Origin of the sequence: Chitinimonas sp. BJB300, assembly GCF_002735695.1 — a bacterium.
In the GTDB taxonomy this organism is placed as follows: Bacteria; Pseudomonadota; Gammaproteobacteria; order Burkholderiales; family Chitinimonadaceae; genus Chitinimonas.
In genome coordinates, this window is sequence record NZ_PDZH01000025.1 from 1 (window position 1) to 18,494 (window position 18,494).

Here is an 18,494-nt window from a genome sequence, read left to right on the forward strand (position 1 = left end):
CCTACCATCGCCGACAAGCCCGTTGCTGTCGCCGCGCCAAACGTGCTCAGCAAATAGTCGGTGTACAAATCGAGTTCTTTGTTCTTCATGGCGACAGGTTATCGTATGCACTGCGTAACATCAGTTAAGAACCTGTTTATGATCTGTCGCGAGCAGCTGTCAGCAGGGTGAAGCGCAGCGCAGAAACCGGAATGTACTTTTGTACATGAGGCTTTCGAGCAGCACATGAGCCCTGATCACAGCTGCGCAGTAAGATCGTAAACAGGTTCTAAGCCATCAGTAGCGTCCATTCTTTCTTACAGGAGTCACTATGCGGATTGCCAAGCTTTTCACCCGTCTTATCGCTACCGGCCTGGCGCTGGTTGCATTCAACAGCTACGCCGAACCGCGCGCCGGCGTTGACTTCGACTACATGCCCAAAGCCATGTCAACAGAGGCACCTGGCAAAATCGAAGTGCTTGAATTCTTTTGGTACGGCTGTCCACATTGCTACCATCTGGAGCCTATGGTGGCGGCTTGGGCCAAAACCCTACCCAAGGATGTTGTATTACGGCGTGAACATGTAATGTGGGATGGGCGTAGTGACATGGCAGGCCACGCAAAAGTATTCAATGCGCTGAAGTCTATCAAGCAATCCGATGCCGTCACCCCCGCTGTTTTCAAGGCGATACAGGCGGACCGTATAGAACTGCGTGACGAAAAGGTCTTGTTTGATTGGGTTGCCAAACAGGGTGTGAACCGTCCACAGTTTGAAGCTGCCTACAAGGGCTTTGGTGCACAGGCGCAGCTTGCGCGCGCCACCCAGCTGACACGCGACTACGGTATTGATGGCGTGCCGACCTTCATCATCAACGGCAAGTACAAGACATCGCCCTCCAAGACGGATGGCGACGAGAAACGCTTTTTCAAGATCATGGATGAGCTGATCGCCAAGGAACGCGGTGCCACCAGTGCCCCGAAAGAAGCAGCCGCGAAGAAAGAACCCGCGGTGAAGAAATAAACACGCCTTTCACCTATTAAGAACCTGTTTACGATCTGTCGCGAGCAGTCGTCAGCGGGGTGAAGCGCAGCGCAGAAACCGGAATGTACTTGGGTACATGAGGCTTTCGAGCAGCACATGAGCCCTGATCACGGCTGCGCAGCAAGATTGTAAACAGGTCATGAAAAAAGCGCCCAACCGGGCGCTTTTTTCATGACCTGGGTTCATCCGGCTCGGGCGGCCGCAGATCAGGTGACTGTCGCATCGCGGCTTTAACCAACATATGGGCCGATACCGGCGCAGTCAGAAACAGAAACATTGTAATCAACAGTTCATGCAGGCTGATCGTCCCCTGTAGCGAAAAATACAACATTGATGCAATCAATACGCAGCCGACACCCAGGGTGCTGGCCTTAGTGGGCCCATGCAAACGGCGCAAGAAGTCGGATAGTTTGAACAACCCCCATGAGCCGATCAAGGCGAAGGCTGCACCCAGCAGTAGTAATAGGCTGATCGCGATATCGAGCCAGGTTGGCATGGCATTCATTCAGCAATATCCCCACGGTTAAGGAACTTGGCCATGACCACGGTGCCGACAAACCCCAGCATGGCAATCATCAAGGCGGCTTCGAAGTAGAGTGTGGTCTGGAAATAGATACCGAGCAGAATCAGCAGCGCGAGGGCATTCACCGATAGCGTATCAAGCGCCAGAATGCGGTCTGCAAGGTTGGGGCCACGCAGCAGCCGACCAAAGCAGAGCAGCAACGCAAGGCAGAAAATCCCGATGACAAAGGGCAGAACCGTGCTCAGCATCCGAATATCTCCAATAAGGGGCCTTCGTAACGGGCCTGGATGCAGGCAATCAGCATGGCCTCATCTTCCACATGCAGAGCATGCACCAGCAAATGGTGACGGTCTTCCGTCAAATCAGCCGACAACGTACCTGGCGTCATGGTGATGATGCTGGCCAGGGCAACGATACCGTGCGGATCTCGAATCTTCAGCGGCACCCAGACAAAACGCGAACATAGCTTGCTTTCACGCCCCAGAATCTGCCGTGCAACGGTGAGGTTGGACAAAATCACGTCCCACAACACAATACCCAACAGCCGCAACAACACACGCGGCTTGCGCAGACGTGGACGATCGGGCTGGTAGCGCTGGGTAAAGTAGGGAATAAGCATCGCAAACACAAAGCCCAATGCCAGCTGTCCCGCCGAAATACTGCCATTGAGCAGCAACCACACAACAAACAGCACCAGACTCAGCACTGGGGCTGGAAAAAATCGTTTCATTGCGCACCCCCTTTGCTCAATCCCGCCTCGCGCATTTCCTTACGCACATCAAAACGTGCAGGTACTGGCTGCTTGCTCATTACCGCTTCGATATAAAGATACGGACCAAACAACTGGGTTGCGGCAGCCTGGCAATAGCGATTAAAAGGACCGGCCAACACGCCGGTAGCCACCGCTACCCCTATCAACAACCATAGTGCCAATTGGGCGCTGAAAGCATGCAGGGGGCCACTACTACATGGCACCGAAGCATCGTCCGATGCCCAGAACAAGACACTTCCCGCCCGCGCCAACGCAAGAATACTAAGCAAGCTACCCATCAGCACCGCAGCCCAAATCCATCCAACCGACTCATGCGACAAAGCAGCCCGCAGCAATAGTGCCTTACCCAGGAAACCGGACAATGGCGGCAAACCAGCAGCCACCAAAGCACAGATGAAAAACGGTAACCCAAGTCGATGGCGGCCAAAATCAAACGCAGCCGGCTGCAAAACGTCGCCATTCACACCACGCGCCGATACGACTTGATCCAGCAACAGAAACAGCGCCGCACACGCCAACGTACTGCCGGGTAAATAGTAGAGGCCAGCAGCTAACGCCGCAGGGTTACCCACGCCAATCGCCAATAACAACGTCCCCGCCGAAGCAATCAGCAAATACGCGATCAACCCGCGCAGCTGGCGCGCCGCCAACGCACCCAGTGCACCCAACAAGAGCGAAACCATGGCCAGCGGCACCAGCCAGGGTTGTGCCACTTCGGCCAACGCACCCGCAGATACGCCAAAAATTAGTGTAAATACCCGCGCAATCGCATATACCCCGACCTTGGTCATGATGGCGAACAACGCCGCCACCGACGCAGTGGCACTGCCATAGGTATCGGGCAGCCAGAAATACAGAGGCAACAACGCCGCCTTGACCGCAAACACCACCAATAGCAGTAAGGCGGCCGACTGCGCCAGCAGCACATTTTCCGGCCCCAGCTGCAGCACGCGCAGCGCCAAATCGGCCATATTCAAGGTGCCAGTCAATCCATACAACAGGGAGACCGCAATCAGAAAGAGCGCCGATGCCGCCAGATTGAAACTCACATAATGAATCGATGCCTTCAAGCGCGCTGCACCAGCACCATGCAGCAGCAAGCCATAAGACGAAATCAGCAGCACTTCGAAGAACACAAAGAGATTGAACAAATCACCCGTCAGAAAAGCGCCATTGAGGCCCATCAGCTGAAAGTGCACCAAACTGTGGAAATGCGCGCCGCGCTGCTCATCTCTGCCCCGCGCATGCAACAGGCAAGCCAACGCCAGTACGCTGGTCAGCCCCACCAGCAAGGCGCTAAGGCGATCAAGCACCAGTACGATGCCAAACGGAGCATGCCAATTGGACAGCAGGTAGGCATTGATGCGGCCGCTGCCAGCTTCGGCAAACAACCCCGCCGATATCACCACCAACAACAGCATGGACAGCAGGCTCAGGTTAGGCACCCAGCTGCGCCACTGCCGCTCAATGTAGAGCAGCAAACTACCGCTCAGCAGAGGCAGTACAACCGGCGCGATAATCCAGTGAGGCCAACTACTCATTGCGGCTCCTGGGCATCGACATGGTCCGAACCGGTTTCGGCGCGCGTCCGCAGCGCTATCACCAACATAACGGCCGTCATAGCGAAGCTGATCACGATAGCCGTCAACACCAGGGCTTGCGGCAAGGGGTCGGCATAGTGTTGCAACGTGGGGAGGAACTTGCCATCCATGATGGGCGCAGCGCCCACCGTGGCCCTGCCCATCAAGAAGATGAACAGGTTGACGGCATAGGACAGCAACGTCAGGCCGACAATGACATCAAACACCCGTGCACGCAGCAGCAGATAGATGCCACCGCCGGTCAAGGTTCCCACAGCCAGGGCGAGCATCATTTCCATAATGGTTTCTCCGCACCAGCAGTCAGCCGGGCAATGGCAGCCAACATCAACATCGTGGCGCCGGTAACAGTCAACATCACACCCAGGTCGAAAAACATGGCGCTGGTAATGGGCACATGGCCGAAAAGGGGTATCAGTGGGTAGTCATAGCTACTGGTAAGGAAAGGCGCTCCCAGCAGCCAGCTGCCCATACCTGTCATCCCCGCTATCAGCAAGCCTGCTGCAATCCAGGGGCGGAAATCACCCGAACTGCGCATAGCCATCCAGCGCTGCCCGTTGGCGACATATTGCAGGATGAGAGCAATAGCCAGTACCAAACCGGCTACAAAACCACCCCCCGGCTGGTTATGCCCACGCATATAGATGTAAAGCGCCACCAGCACCGCCAGCGGCAGCAACATTCTTGCCACCATGGCCAACATCAGGGGATGCTTGTCGCGGGTCGGCTCACCCGGCTGAGGGGTGTAATCCACCGGCACAAAATCCCGCAGCAAGGCAGAGATAATCAACGCAGCAATGCCCAGCACCGTGATTTCGCCCAAGGTATCGTAACCACGAAAGTCCACGATGATCACATTCACCGCATTCGCCCCACCACCCAACGCCGGGGCATTTTGCAGGTAGAACGGCGCGATCGAATCAAAAGGACGGGTCAAGACGGCATACACAATGCCGGTTACACCCAACCCGGCTGCACTGGCAACCAATCCGTCACGCCACTTACGCCAAGCCTGCCCCTCGGGTTTACTGTCCTTGGGTAGCCAATTGAGTGCCAACATCATCAGAATCGTCGTCACCACCTCTACCGAAAGCTGGGTCATGGCAAGGTCCGGTGCGGAGAAATAAACAAAGGTCAACGTAACCGTAAGGCCCACTGCGCCCAGCAAAATCAAAGTAAGCAGGCGTTGGCCAAAATGCAGCACAACCGACACCGTACAAACCATGCCAATCAGCCAAACTGCAACGAAAGCCGGGCTGACAGGCGTTGCCGATGGCATGTGGCCCATAGGTAACCAACCGTTCAAAAGATAAGGCGCCAAGCCCGCCAAAATCGTGATAACCACAAAGCACAACAGATAGCGCTGCAAACTACCGTTTTGCAAGACCGCCGTCAGCCATCGCGCTCCTCGCACCAACGCATTGATGCCTCGCTCAAACCCACCCCGTCCATTCACCCTGCCCAGCATGGGTGTGCGTTCGAGGGTGTGGAGGTTCACCCGGCTCTGCCAAAGGAAGTACAACGCCACGCCGCCGAACAACGCGATGGCGCTTAGCATCAAGGGAAGGTTGAAACCATGCCACAACGCAAGGGAATAGTCGGGCAATGCCGCATAAGGCCCTCCATGCAGGGTGGCTTGCGCACCGATCGCCAACAAGGGGCCAATGGTCAGGGCAGGCAGTACCCCTACCACAAGGCACACCAGGACCAGCAACTCCACGGGCAAGCGCATACCCCATGCCGGCTCGTGTGGCTGGGTCTTCGCGACTACCGTAGACCGAGGATTATTGAAAAAGGTGTCGTGCACAAAACGTACGCTATACGCCACGCTGCATAACGCGCCCAGCGTCGCCCCGATTGGCAAGGCCCACTGCGCCAGGGTAGGCAAATCGGGCCGAATGGTCTGGGCGAGGAACATTTCCTTGGAAAGAAAGCCATTGAACAACGGCACACCTGCCATGGCGGCGCTGGCCAGCATGGTGAGCGTCCCCGTGATCGGCATGAAGCGCATCAAGTGATTCAAATTACGCATGTCTCGCGTGCCGGTCTCGTGGTCGACAATGCCGGCAGACATAAACAGGCTGGCCTTGAAACAGGCATGGTTAAGGATATGGAACACTGCGGCAACGATGGCCAGCGGCTGGTCCAGCCCCAACAACAATGTGATCAACCCCAGGTGGCTGATGGTGGAATAAGCCAGCAGCCCTTTCAAATCGTGCTTGAACAGCGCAACGTAAGCGCCGATCAGCATGGTGGCCAATCCTGTCGTCGAGACGATCCAGAACCAGGGCTCGGAATGCCCCAAGGCCGGGTAAAGCCGAGCAAGCAGAAACACACCCGCCTTCACCATGGTGGCGGAGTGCAGATAAGCCGACACCGGCGTTGGCGCAGCCATCGCGTTAGGCAGCCAGAAATGGAAAGGGAACTGTGCACTCTTGGTGAAAGCGCCCAGAAGGACCAGCAGTAGCGCCGGTAGATACAAGGGATGGGCACGAATCTGCTCGCCCGACGCCAGCACGGCATCCAGCGAATAGCTACCTACGATATGCCCCAACAATAACGCCCCGCCCAGCAGTGCCAAGCCCCCCGCGCCGGTTATCGTCAGCGCCATCCGCGCACCGGATCGTGCAGCCGGCTCCTTTTGCCAATAACCAATCAGCAAGAAGGAGCTAAGACTGGTGAGCTCCCAAAAGACCACCAGCAAGATCAGGTTGTCGGCAATCACCATGCCCAGCATGGCGCCCATGAACAACAAAAGAAACAAGAAGAAGCGTGCCGGCGGGTCGCTCTTGCTCAGATAGTGCGCGGCATAGAGTACGACCAACGCACCGATGCCGGTAATCAACAAGGCAAACAGCCAAGCCAGCCCATCCATTCGGAAACCCAGTTCCAACCCCAATTGCGGCACCCACGGCACAGACCAGCGCAGCACATCGCCACCAAATACGGTGGGTGCAGTACTCAATAACAGCGCCAATGCCCCCAACGCCGTACCACCCGCCAGCCATGCGGCGTTACGGCGCGCCACATTGGGCACAAAGCTCATCAGCGCGGCTCCAATAAAGGGCAGCGCTGCCAATAGCAGCAGGTTCATTCGGGTTCCTTGGCAAGCAAACGGGGTAACAAGATGGCGAGTGTGAATAGACAAGACAATCTGCCCGGCTCATCCAACCGGGTATCTAACTTAACAAGAGCATCGCCCTGCTCCAAGCCCGGGCAAACCATAACAACGAAAGCCTGTAGACGGGTTTTCATCTTTGCTGACAGAGTGAACTCTACTTTGTAGTCTTCTATTTCTTTAGTCAAAAGCGCAGCAGATTCTTTTCACGGGAGCGAAAAATATCATTTTATTCATAAAGATAAACACCCTCCCGTTGCATCCCCACACTCAAACGAGCGGGTAACATTCACTCGATAGAACCACATAACTTAAAGACCCGGGGTGCCTCAAGGTTAGAATCAACACTCGTGCTTTTTCAGCGATTTATGCGCTGAAATGAATAGGCTTGATTCATCTACGACGTTTAAGGTGCTGAAAAATGAAATATCTCCACACAATGGTACGGGTAACCAATCTGGATGAATCCATAAAATTCTATCGGGATGCGCTTGGGCTAGAGATAATCAAGCAAAAAGACTATGAATCAGGTCGATTCTCGTTGATCTACCTTGCCGCGCCAGGCGATGAAGATGCGCAAGTCGAACTGACCCACAACTGGGACCCGGAAGTCTATACCGGCGGCCGCAACTTCGGGCACCTCGCCTACGCAGTGGAAAACATATACGAAGCCTGTCAGCGCCTGATGGCCCACGGTGTTGTCATCAACCGACCACCACGCGATGGGTATATGGCCTTCGTGCGTTCGCCAGACAATATTTCGGTAGAGCTGCTTCAGACAGGCGACCCTTTGCCCAAAACAGAGCCTTGGGCTTCCATGCCCAATATTGGCAGCTGGTAACACACCGTCAAAAAAAATCCGGCTTAACCTTGCCGGATTTCTTTTTCAAAGTCTGCTGCGCATTAGCAATACTGCGCTAAAAACGCCCGCACAACAGCCTGCCTAATCGGTAATCAGCCGATTATTACGTAGCAAGTCCTGAATAATGGCGTTGTCGTTCAACAACCGAGCACCCGCGTCATTGACCGTCAGATCAACACTTTGCAACACGATGGATTGGTTTTCCTTGCTGCTGTCGTACACCCCGTTAGCAAAACCACCATCACTGCTGACATGCACAACCGTACGACCATTGCTGTATTCAAAATGCAGGTAATTGCTAAGGTTACCGGCGCTCTCACCCAAATGGTCTTCACCCTGCAACAGATCGCGCAGGTCTAGTTTGTCACCCTCAGCCTTTCTGAAATCCATCACCAAGTCTGTTGCGCCGGTTACCAAGTTAATCCCGGGCAATACACCAAAGTCGTTACCCCTACCTGCCGGTGTAGCGCCTGCACTGGATGCCTGGTCACCCAAGGTCCACGCAAAAACATCCGCACCAACATCACCACGCAGCACATCGTTGCCAGCGCCACCTTCCAACCTGTCATTCCCAGCACCGCCTCGCAAGCCATCCATACCTTTGCCGCCATACAGATAGTCATCATCCCGGCCGCCATACAACAAGTCGTAACCATCACCACCAATCAATGCGTCATTTCCACCACCACCATTGACGATATTCGCCCAACGACTACCTTCCGGCACCCAGGCTGGGGCGAACAAGAACGACCCATTGTTCTGCAGCAACTTTCCTTCACCATCATCCGTTGCAATCAATGCATGGTTCCGGATCTCGATAAAGGCATGGCCGCTGTCGGTGCTGCTACCGGCATACACCACATCGTTGCCTTCACCTGCCTCCACATAATCATCGCCAGCACCGGCATCGATTACCTGTACACCATCAGCTGAATTCGGAACGAAGAACCTAAATCGGTCTTGTGCAGGGTTTGCCCCCAATGCAGCTCCTGCCAAGTTCAAAGTGAAGGCGTTATTGCTGATACCTGACGGTGAATCATTCTCACCATAATGGTCACGTATCACATCATTGCCATTCGAACCCCAAAGCACGACCTGGTCATCAATTCCCTTGATATTGATCGTCAACACAGCCGTACTGGTCATGCCGGCTGCGTCGGTGATCGTGTATTTGATCCGGTCACTGATCGTTTCACCAGCTCGCAATGCATGCGCCCGCGCGTTATCTTTGTCGAGGGTATAGGTATAGGCACCATCGGCATTGATACGAATCGTGCCATAGCTGGTAGCGATATCTTTACTCAAATCAGCACTTCGACCATTAACCAATTTGGCTGTCAGCACTTCACCGTCCACATCCGAGTCATTGCTAAGCAGATTCCCCTGCACCTTATAAAGGACCGAATTCTCCACCACGGTTGCTGAATCATCCCTCGCTTCCGGGGCGTCGTTTACGCCCGCCACGCCAATGGCAATGGTGGTGGTATTGACCTTGCTCACCCCCGTCGCGGTCTCAGTGCTACGGCCTTCCAATTCCAGGTTGTAGGTGCCATTGAAGTTGACAGGTGCCGTCAACTTCAATGTGGCCAGATTCCACCTTGTGATATCAACACTGGTGCCGCCTGTCGTCGCGGTGAAGGTATGGGTGCCATCTGTCAGCACCGTTCCTAACAAGAGGTTCTTAGCAATCAAGGCACCCAGCGTTTCCGAGCCATCGGTATCGATCAATCCATATTGCAACGCACCCAGCTTGATGGACGAATCTTCCATGCCCTGATTCACTTGCGGGTAATAGCCCCCCACCCTGTCCGCGCCCAATACCGGGTCATTGTGCAGCCCACCTACCGTATTCAACTGCCCCAAAGAGCTATACAACCTGAAATTGGTGGTATTCAGCTCCTGGGCTGTGCCGCCATCCACACTCAGGGAAGGTCGAAAGGCGCCAACCCCGCTGCCGTTGTAAACCGCCCAATCAATAGTGTAGTAACCACTTACCGTGGGTCGTAATTCGCTGCCAGCGATATTGCCCCAGCTATCATACGGTCGCGCCAGTATTTCCGTGCCGCCAACCCGCAACAACCCCGTGTCGTCCTGATAAGCACTGAAGGTGTAGCTCTTGCCCGCTTCCAGATAGATCAGTCCAGAGATACGGCAAGCACCATCGGCAGGAATTACGGCGCTTTTCGGGGTAGCCGAAATAGTGCTAGTCCCTGTTTGTGCTGCGTTCAACAAATCCAATAGCCGCTGCACTTCGGGAACCGTGTCGACATCAGCTGGACTCACATTGGCCAGCGAGTTGTACTGGCTAACAGTCAAACCATTGCCAGCAGGCGGTGCACCACTATTGCCGGCCCCCACCGCCCCACCAGTCAAGCTTGCCCCATCGGCAACCGGCGCAATATCAACACGCATCGTTGCACTGGCCGAATCCACACTACCGTCGTTGGCAACATAGGTGAACCGTGCATAGTCCGCCTGCTTGTTCCCAACACCGCTGCCGCCAAAGCTATCCGCCCCCGACTCATTCGCATCAGGCATAAAACGAACTCTGCCCGCATCAAACATGGTATTAGACAAACTCTTGCCGGCCGTCACCGCAAGCCAGTTTGTCCCATCGGTCGAGTACTGCAGCAGGCCATCACTCGGCACGCTCGTGACTTTGATCAACAGATTGGCCGCCGCCGTATCCCTATCCGCCACATTGAAATGGGCCCAGCTGAGCACAAGCGGCGTATCTTCCGTGCCACTCACCATGCCGCCACCCGCCGTCGGCGCATCATTCACCGCAGTCACATCGATGGATATCTTATTAGGTACCGTGTCATAGGCATTGGCTTGGTCTTGTACCGAAAAAGTGAAGTTGGCATAGTTGCTGCCGTTGCCATTCGCCGCCGGTGTAAAGACCAGATTACCTAGCTGCGCCACCGCAATGACCTGGCCAGCCGTCACCGAGACGTTATTCAAGGTTAACGCGCCGGCTGTCGGTAGCGTATCAATCCGCACCGCTTTCAGGCTATCGCCAGCATCCACATCTTGGAAACCAAAGTCCCCGGCGGCGAAGGTTTTGCTGCCATCTTCTTGGATGACGACGAGCTTATCTGCACCGGTCGGTGCGTCGTTGACCGCGGTGACATTGATAGTGATCGTCTGCGGTACCGGATCAAAGGCATTCGCCTGGTCCTGTACCGAGAAGGTAAAGCTGGCGTAATCGTTACCGTTGCCATTCGCCGCCGGCGTAAACACCAGCTTGTCCAACTCCGCCGCCGCGATCACCTGCTTTGACGTTACCGCCACGCCATTCAAGGTGAGCACGCCGGCAATCGGCAGTGCGTCGATTCGTACTGCCTTCAAGCTATCGCCAGCATCCACATCACTAAAGCCAAAGTCCGCTGCGGTGAACGCTTTGCTGCCATCTTCCAGAATCGTGACAGACTTGTCCGCACCAGTCGGCGCATCATTCACCGCAGTCACATCGATGGATATCTTATTGGGTAGCGTATCAAAGGCATTGGCCTGGTCCTGTACCGAGAACGTGAACTTGGCGTAATCGTTGCCGTTGCCATTCGCCGCCGGCGTAAACACCAGCTTGCCCAACTCCGCCGCTGCGATCACCTGCTTTAACCTTACCGCCACGCCATTCAAGGTGAGCACGCCGGCAATCGGCAGTGCGTCGATTCGTACTGCCTTCAAGCTATCGCCAGCATCCACATCACTAAAGCCAAAGTCCGCTGCGGTGAACGCTTTGCTGCCATCTTCCAGAATCGTGACAGACTTGTCCGCACCAGTCGGCGCATCATTCACCGCAGTCACATCGATGGATATCTTATTGGGTAGCGTATCAAAGGCATTGGCCTGGTCCTGTACCGAGAAGGTAAAGCTGGCGTAATCGTTGCCGTTGCCATTCGCCGCCGGCGTAAACACCAGATTACCTAGCTGCGCTACCGCAATGACCTGGCCAGCCGTCACCGATACGTTATTCAAGGTGAGCACGCCGGCAGTCGGCAGTGAGTCGATTCGTACCGCCTTCAAGCTATCGCCAGCATCCACATCTTGGAAACCAAAGTCCCTTGCCGCGAATGTCCTGCTGCCATCTTCCAGAATCGTGACAGACTTGTCCGCGCCAGTCGGTGCGTCGTTGACCGGTGTCACATGGATAGAAATCGTGTTTGGCACCGGATCAAAGGCATTCGCCTGGTCCTGTACCGAGAAGGTAAAACTGGCGTAATCGTTGCCGTTGCCATTCGCCACCGGTGTAAAGACCAGATTACCTAGCTGCGCCACCGCAATGACCTGGCCAGCCGTCACCGATACGTTATTCAAGGTGAGCACGCCGGCAGTCGGCAGTGAGTCGATTCGTACCGCCTTCAAGCTATCGCCAGCATCCACATCTTGGAAACCAAAGTCCCTTGCCGCGAAGGTCCTGCTGCCATCTTCCAGAATCGTGACAGACTTGTCCGCGCCAGTCGGTGCGTCGTTGACCGGTGTCACATGGATAGAAATCGTGTTTGGCACCGTATCAAAGGCATTGGCCTGGTCTTGTACCGAGAAGGTAAAGCTGGCGTAATCGTTGCCGTTGCCATTCGACGCCGGCGTAAACACCAGCTTGTCCAACTCCGCCGCCGCGATCACCTGGCCAGCCGTCACGGCCATGCCGTCCAAGGTCAAGCTACCCGCAGCCGGTAGCGTATCAATCCGTACTGCCTTCAAGCTATCGCCAGCATCCACATCTTGGAAACCAAAGTCCCTTGCCGCGAAGGTCCTGCTGCCATCCTCCAGAATCGTGACAGACTTGTCCGCACCAGTCGGCGTGTCATTGACCGGTGTCACATGGATAGAAATCGCGTTTGGCACCGTATCAAAAGCTTTGCTTTGGTCTTGGACCGAAAACGTAAACTTGGCGTAATCGTTGCCGTTGCCATTGTCAGCCGGAATGAACACCAGCCTGGCCAAATCCGAAGCGACAATTACCTGCCCTGCTGCAACTAATGCGCCCCCCAACTGCAAACGGCCCACCATCGGCACTGCAATAATTTTAACCGCCCTTAAGCTGTCACCTGCATCCACATCACTAAAGCCAAAGTCTGCTGCGGTGAAGGTCTGGCGGCTATCCTCCAGAATCGTTACGGACTTGTCCGCACCAGTCGGAGCGTCGTTCATACCCTGGATTTTCACTTCAATGGCCTGCGATGCCGTGCCATCAATACTTCGAACTGTCAGCGTCTCAGTTACGGTGTTAGTGCTACCTAGCGATTGGATGGCGCGGTTGTCCGCGGTGTAGCCCCAATCACCGGTTGTGGCGTTGAAAGTAAAGCTGCCGTAGGTGCCCGCCAGACTGGTTGGCGGCTGGAACACGTCTTCGCCGTTATCCACATCAACTACGGTCAACTTGCCCTTCGCCGATAGCTGACCATCTTCCGTGATACCCCCGGTATCAGTGCCACTGATACTGGCGTGATCGTTGCTGCCCGTCACCGTGACATCAATCACACGCGTGGCGCTACCATCCAGGCTAGTAACCGTCAGGGTGTCGTGAACCACTTGTCCCTGCGTCAAACCCTGTGTTGCTGCCTTGCTGTTATCCAAGGCATAAGTCCAGGCACCGGTGCCGCTATTGAAGGTAAAGGTGCCATAGCTACCATTGAGGCTACTTGGCGTTTGGAAGGTATTCTGACCATTGTCGCTATCGCTGATCGTCAGCGTGCCACTGGTTGTGGCGGTGCCTGTACTGGCGTTACCGACGCCGCCTGCTTCCACCACATTGCCGCTGGCGCTGCCAGCAATCGTCGGCACGTCGTTGGTGCCCATGATAGTCACGACAACTTGATGCGGCGTGCCATCCGCAGACAGAACGGTAAAGACCTCTTGCTTGGTCTCACCTGCCTTGAGATATTGCACGGCGCTATTGGCGACGTTGTAGGTCCAGCTGCCGCTGCTGGTGATGTTCAAACTACCCAGTGCACCCGCGCTAGCAGTGACACTTGTGGTCTGGAAGCTGGATTGGCCTGCATCTGCGTCGTTGACAGTGAGCGTGCCGCTGTCGGTCAATGTCGGCGAGGCTGCGTCTTCCGTGACGGCACCGACGGCATCTCCGATGATTACTGGGACATCATTGGTACCGGTAATGGTAATTTCAACACTGGACTGCGTACCGTCCACACTTTCCACCATAAAGATTTTGGTGATCGATTGCCCTTCCACCAGATCTTGTACCGCCTTGGCCGTATTGTTGAGCACGAACTGCCAGTTGCCATCCTTATTCACGCTGAACGTGCCGTAGGTATCAACCTCTGTTCTCGGCTTCAGCGCTGCTTCTCCTTGGTCAGCATCAACAACGGTCAACTTGCCACTGCTCATCAAGACGCTGTCCTCTATGACAGCTCCTGCGACTTGGTCGCCCACACCCTTGCCGATCACCGCACCATCATTCATTCCTGTAATCGTAACCACAATGTCTTGGGTCGCCGTGCCATCCAAACTATGTACCACCAGCGTATCCGTCACCTGCTGCTTATCACCCAGGAATTGGATCTTGCTGTTATCCGCGGTGTAGCTCCATTCGCCAGTCAGGGGGTTGAAGGTAAAGGTGCCGTAGGTACCTGCCAGACTGGTTGGTGTCTGGAATACCGCTTCCCCATTGTCCACATCGCTCACCGCCAATACGCCTGATGTCGACAATGCCCCATCTTCCAACACATCACCGGTAGTGACGCCGTGGATACTGGCGTTGTCGTTGCTGCCCGTCACCGTGACATCAATCACTTGCGTGGCGCTGCCATCCAGGCTAGTAACCGTCAGGGTGTCGTGAACGACTTGTCCCTGCGTCAAACCTTGCGTTGCGGCCTTGTTGTTATCCAAGGCATAAGTCCAGGCACCGGCACTGCCGTTGAAGGTAAAGGTGCCGTAGCTGCCATTGAGGCTGCTTGGCGTTTGGAAGGTGTTTTGACCACTGTCGCTATCGTTAATCGTCAGCGTGCCACTGGCTGTGGCGGTGCCTGCACTGGCGTTGCTGATGCCGCCCGCTTCCACCACATTGCCGCTGGCGCTGCCGCCAATCACAGGCTTGTCGTTGGTACCAGTAATCGTGACAACGATTTGATGTGGCGTGCCATCTGCCGTCAGCACCGTAAAGGTTTCCTGCTTGGCCTCACCAGCCTTGAGATATTGCACGGCGCTATTGGCGACGTTGTAGGTCCAGCTGCCGCTGCTGGTGATGTTCAAACTACCCAGTGCACCCGCGCTAGCAGTGACACTTGTGGTCTGGAAGCTGGATTGGCCTGCATCTGCGTCACTGATACTGAGCGTGCCGCTGTCGGTAAGCTGGCCGGTTCCGTTTACCGCGATGTCTTCTGTGACTGCACCAGCAGCTTTACCCGTAATCACTGCATCATCATTCAACCCCGCTACATTAATTGTTACTGTCGTAGTCGTGCCATCCAACAAGGTAACGCTGAAAACCTCGACCTTGCTGTCCAAACCACTGAGGCTTTGCACCACCGTGCTGGTATTCGCTAGGCTGTAGGTCCATTGACCATTCGGTGCAATATTCAGGCTGCCATAGGTACCTGCCAGTGTTTCAGCCACAAAGGCGGCTCCACCTGTAGCTAAAAGCGTCCCTGTGCTGGTAAGCGTGGTGTCTTCCTGCACCACGCCACTACCGACCGTGGCACTTTCTGCAGTCCCGACGATGACAACGGTGACACTGGATGGCGTGCCATCCAGGCTTTCTACGGCGAAGGTCTGGGTAACCGTTTGCCCCCCCGCCAGGCTTTGGACTTCGATAGCGGCATTGTTGAGCGTGAATTGCCAGTTACCGGTCTTGTCCACCGTGAAGGTGCCATATGCGTTGGTGATGCTGGCTGGTTTCAGCTCCGCTTGGCCGCTATCCACATCGCTTACCGTCAGCTTGCCACTGCTTACCAGCGTAGTGTCTTCCGTCACCGAACCGGTGTTCTTGTCGCCCACACCTGCACCGATCACGGCACCGTCATTGGTGCCGTTGATGGTAATGGTGACGCTGGATGGGGTACCGTCCAGGCTTTCTACGGCAAAGGTCTGGGTGACCGTTTGACCCGCCGTCAGACGCTGGACTTCGGTAGCGGCATTGTTGAGCGTGAAGTTCCAGTTACCGGTCTTGTCCACCGTGAAGGTGCCGTAGGCATTGGTGATGCTGGCTGGCTTCAACTCCGCCTGACCCTGGTCTGCATCGGTTACCGTCAGCTTGCCACTGCTTACCAGCGTGGTGTCTTCCGTTACCGAACCGGTGTTCTTGTCACCCACACCTGCACCGATTACGGCACCGTCATTGGTACCGTTGATGGTAATGGTGACACTGGATGGCGTGCCATCCAGGCTTTCTACGGCGAAGGTCTGGGTGACCGTTTGCCCTGCCGCCAGAAGCTGGACTTCGGTGGCGGTATTGTTGAGCGTGAAGTTCCAGTTACCGGTCTTGTCCACCGTGAAGATGCCATAAGCATTGGTGATGCTGGCTGGCTTCAACTCCGCCTGACCCTGGTCTGCATCGGTCACCGTCAGCTTGCCACTGCTTACCAGCGTGGTGTCTTCCGTTACCGAACCGGTGTTCTTGTCACCCGCGCCCGCGCCAATCACTGCGCCGTCGTTGGTACCGTTGATGGTAATGGTGACACTGGATGGCGTGCCATCCAGGCTTTCTACTGCGAAGATCTGGGTGACCGTTTGCCCTGCCGTCAGACTTTGGACTTCGGTAGCGGCATTGTTGAGCGTGAAGTTCCAGTTGCCGGTCTTGTCCACCGTGAAGGTGCCGTAGGCATTGGTGATGTTGGCTGGCTTCAACTCCCCTTGGCCGCTATCCGCGTCGGTCACTGTCAGTTTGCCACTGCTGACCAGCGTGGTGTCTTCCGTCACCGAACCGGTGTTCTTGTCGCCCACACCTGCACCGATCACGGCACCGTCATTGGTACCAGTAATGGTGATCGTGATGCTGGACGTATTGCCATCACTTAGAGAGATGGTAAACGCCTCATGGCGTACCTCGCCTTCTCCCAGCAACTCTGCACGGTTATCTAGTACATAGGCCCACTTGCCTGCTGCGTCGATGGTCAAGCTGCCATATTGACCCGTTGAGTTCGCCGCCACAAACGCCAGACTCGGGTTATCCACATCGGTGGCCGTCAGGTTGCCTGTCGCACTCAGCTGGATATTCTCAATCACGCTACCGCTACCGTGGCTAATCACGGGTAAGTCATCAACCGGGGTCACATTGATATCAATCGTCGCGGTGGTCGTGCCACCTTGGCCATCCGATACCGTGACCGTGAAGCTGTCCGTACCGTGGTAGTCCAGAGCTGGGGTATAGGTCCAGTTGCCGTCGCGATCGACTGTCACGGTACCGTGATCTGGGTCGCTGCCTTTGCTATAAGTCAGCGCATTGCCGTCGACATCTGTCGCCACGACCTTGCCGGATACCGGTTGGTCTTCCGTAGTAGCGACTTGGGAATGGTTTGTTACGGGCGCCGTATTGGTATTGACCGGAGTAACCGTAATGCGGACTGTGGCGGTGCTGGTGTGGCCCAGGTTATCGGCTATGGTGTAGTGAATCGTATCGGTGCCGACAAAGTGGCGTGCGGGGGTATAGCGCAAGGTGCCATCGTTGTTGACCGTCACCGTCCCATTTGCCGCGATCGGTTGGCCGGCAATGATCATCACACTCCCACCAGTACTGCTGTCGTTACCCATGACGTTGATGTTGATCTGGCTATCCTCGCTCACCGTGGCGGTATCGTCATAAGCCTTCAGTTCTGTAACAAACCGAGCAGGTGCAACTTCGGCAAGCTCGGAAATCACCATGGCCGCACCTACACGTGGCGATATCGGTGGCAAAGTTGCTGTGCTGCTGCCCTCACTAAGTCGTAGCAGCCGGACAAATCCGTGCGCATCATTCCCTTCCCCGCCAGCAAGGCCTGCTGCCGTCGGGTCGACTTCAAGGGAAATATCCCGCCCTTCGTTCAATGCCTGGATGATCTTGTCGACATCGGCTCTCAGTTCGCTCAATGCGGCCTCACTGGCATCGACCGGGGCTTGCCCAAGCAAATTGGCGTCAATCAACAAGGTACGCTCGGCAGCGACATGCAGGGATTGGCCTTCCGGCAAACCCAACTCCAATAGGGCGCCAGCAGCGGTAATGATCTGCTCGCCTTCTTGCACCGCTTCGCCAACTTTCAGCTGGCGTTGATCACCTTTACCGTCGATAGCCCAAGCCTGACCTTGCAGTTGAACCACAACACAACGCGCTTGCGCGTGAACTTGATCGGCGGCCATAAACGACTCCTGCAAAGGCAATGACTTGAAAGACCGCAGATGCTAGCAAGCACTATCAGGCGTCGATACTGTCCTTCAGTACAGGCGGTTACGTCGCCCACGTCATCAAGCCTGTATTCAATCTGGATATAATTTATGTCTAAATAAGTAGTTATAAACAGGTTGCCATTGCAGATTGACCACACTTGGTTTTCTATTAAGGGGGTAAATATCAATTACATTGATTCTGTTTAATTCAGAATAATCAAATACCTACGCCAATATTGAATAGTGACTGCCACCAACCAACCATGATTTCCATAAA

9 protein-coding genes are annotated in these 18,494 nt (G+C 55.3%); 2 read left to right on the forward strand and 7 right to left on the reverse strand.

What is annotated here, in order from left to right; genetic code table 11:
- Positions 1 to 310 precede the first annotated feature (310 nt).
- Positions 311 to 1,000: a thiol:disulfide interchange protein DsbA/DsbL gene (locus CSQ89_RS06200; RefSeq protein WP_099405315.1), complete on the forward strand. Its 690-nt coding sequence runs from the start codon at positions 311 to 313 to the stop codon at positions 998 to 1,000.
- 190 nt (positions 1,001 to 1,190) lie between these two features.
- Here CSQ89_RS06200 and CSQ89_RS06205 read toward each other — a convergent pair whose 3' ends face one another.
- The 6 genes from CSQ89_RS06205 to CSQ89_RS06230 are packed head-to-tail and all read right to left on the reverse strand — an operon-like array spanning position 1,191 to position 7,008.
- Positions 1,191 to 1,526: a Na+/H+ antiporter subunit G gene (locus CSQ89_RS06205; RefSeq protein WP_233202974.1), complete on the reverse strand. Its 336-nt coding sequence runs from the start codon at positions 1,524 to 1,526 to the stop codon at positions 1,191 to 1,193.
- On the reverse strand, positions 1,523 to 1,792 hold the full coding sequence (locus CSQ89_RS06210; RefSeq protein ID WP_099405316.1) for a K+/H+ antiporter subunit F: 270 nt from the start codon (positions 1,790 to 1,792) through the stop codon (positions 1,523 to 1,525). Before CSQ89_RS06210 ends, CSQ89_RS06205 begins: the two co-directional genes overlap by 4 nt.
- Positions 1,786 to 2,274 (reverse strand): Na+/H+ antiporter subunit E, encoded by a 489-nt coding sequence (locus CSQ89_RS06215; protein ID WP_099405317.1) that lies wholly within the window; start codon positions 2,272 to 2,274, stop codon positions 1,786 to 1,788. The genes CSQ89_RS06210 and CSQ89_RS06215 overlap by 7 nt, the downstream gene beginning before the upstream one ends.
- Positions 2,271 to 3,857, reverse strand: coding sequence for a monovalent cation/H+ antiporter subunit D (locus CSQ89_RS06220; protein ID WP_099405318.1), 1,587 nt, complete (start codon positions 3,855 to 3,857; stop codon positions 2,271 to 2,273). Before CSQ89_RS06220 ends, CSQ89_RS06215 begins: the two co-directional genes overlap by 4 nt.
- Positions 3,854 to 4,195 carry a Na+/H+ antiporter subunit C gene (locus CSQ89_RS06225; protein ID WP_099405319.1) on the reverse strand — a complete coding sequence of 114 codons (342 nt, stop codon included), beginning with the start codon at positions 4,193 to 4,195 and terminating at the stop codon, positions 3,854 to 3,856. Before CSQ89_RS06225 ends, CSQ89_RS06220 begins: the two co-directional genes overlap by 4 nt.
- A complete protein-coding gene (locus CSQ89_RS06230) occupies positions 4,186 to 7,008 on the reverse strand; it encodes a monovalent cation/H+ antiporter subunit A (protein WP_099405320.1) in 2,823 nt (940 codons plus the stop codon). Before CSQ89_RS06230 ends, CSQ89_RS06225 begins: the two co-directional genes overlap by 10 nt.
- Before the next feature lie 445 nt (positions 7,009 to 7,453).
- Here CSQ89_RS06230 and CSQ89_RS06240 point away from each other — a divergent pair, with 445 nt between their 5' ends.
- A complete protein-coding gene (locus CSQ89_RS06240; RefSeq protein ID WP_099405322.1) occupies positions 7,454 to 7,873 on the forward strand; it encodes a VOC family protein in 420 nt (139 codons plus the stop codon).
- A gap of 102 nt (positions 7,874 to 7,975) precedes the next feature.
- Here the strand turns inward: CSQ89_RS06240 and CSQ89_RS06245 are convergent, their stop codons facing one another.
- On the reverse strand, positions 7,976 to 18,190 hold the full coding sequence (locus CSQ89_RS06245) for a retention module-containing protein (RefSeq protein ID WP_099405323.1): 10,215 nt from the start codon (positions 18,188 to 18,190) through the stop codon (positions 7,976 to 7,978).
- Between the last annotated feature and the right edge of the window lie 304 nt (positions 18,191 to 18,494).

Excerpts from the sequence above, each read along its gene's own strand:
- CSQ89_RS06225 (WP_099405319.1), bottom strand. The coding sequence starts at position 4,195 with ATGGAAATGATGCTCGCCCTGGCTGTGGGAACCTTGACCGGCGGTGGC.
- CSQ89_RS06205 (WP_233202974.1), bottom strand. The coding sequence starts at position 1,526 with ATGAATGCCATGCCAACCTGGCTCGATATCGCGATCAGCCTATTACTA.
- CSQ89_RS06230 (WP_099405320.1), bottom strand. The coding sequence starts at position 7,008 with ATGAACCTGCTGCTATTGGCAGCGCTGCCCTTTATTGGAGCCGCGCTG.
- CSQ89_RS06240 (WP_099405322.1), top strand. The coding sequence starts at position 7,454 with ATGAAATATCTCCACACAATGGTACGGGTAACCAATCTGGATGAATCC.
- CSQ89_RS06200 (WP_099405315.1), top strand. The coding sequence starts at position 311 with ATGCGGATTGCCAAGCTTTTCACCCGTCTTATCGCTACCGGCCTGGCG.
- CSQ89_RS06215 (WP_099405317.1), bottom strand. The coding sequence starts at position 2,274 with ATGAAACGATTTTTTCCAGCCCCAGTGCTGAGTCTGGTGCTGTTTGTT.
- CSQ89_RS06220 (WP_099405318.1), bottom strand. The coding sequence starts at position 3,857 with ATGAGTAGTTGGCCTCACTGGATTATCGCGCCGGTTGTACTGCCTCTG.
- CSQ89_RS06245 (WP_099405323.1), bottom strand. The coding sequence starts at position 18,190 with ATGGCCGCCGATCAAGTTCACGCGCAAGCGCGTTGTGTTGTGGTTCAA.
- CSQ89_RS06210 (WP_099405316.1), bottom strand. The coding sequence starts at position 1,792 with ATGCTGAGCACGGTTCTGCCCTTTGTCATCGGGATTTTCTGCCTTGCG.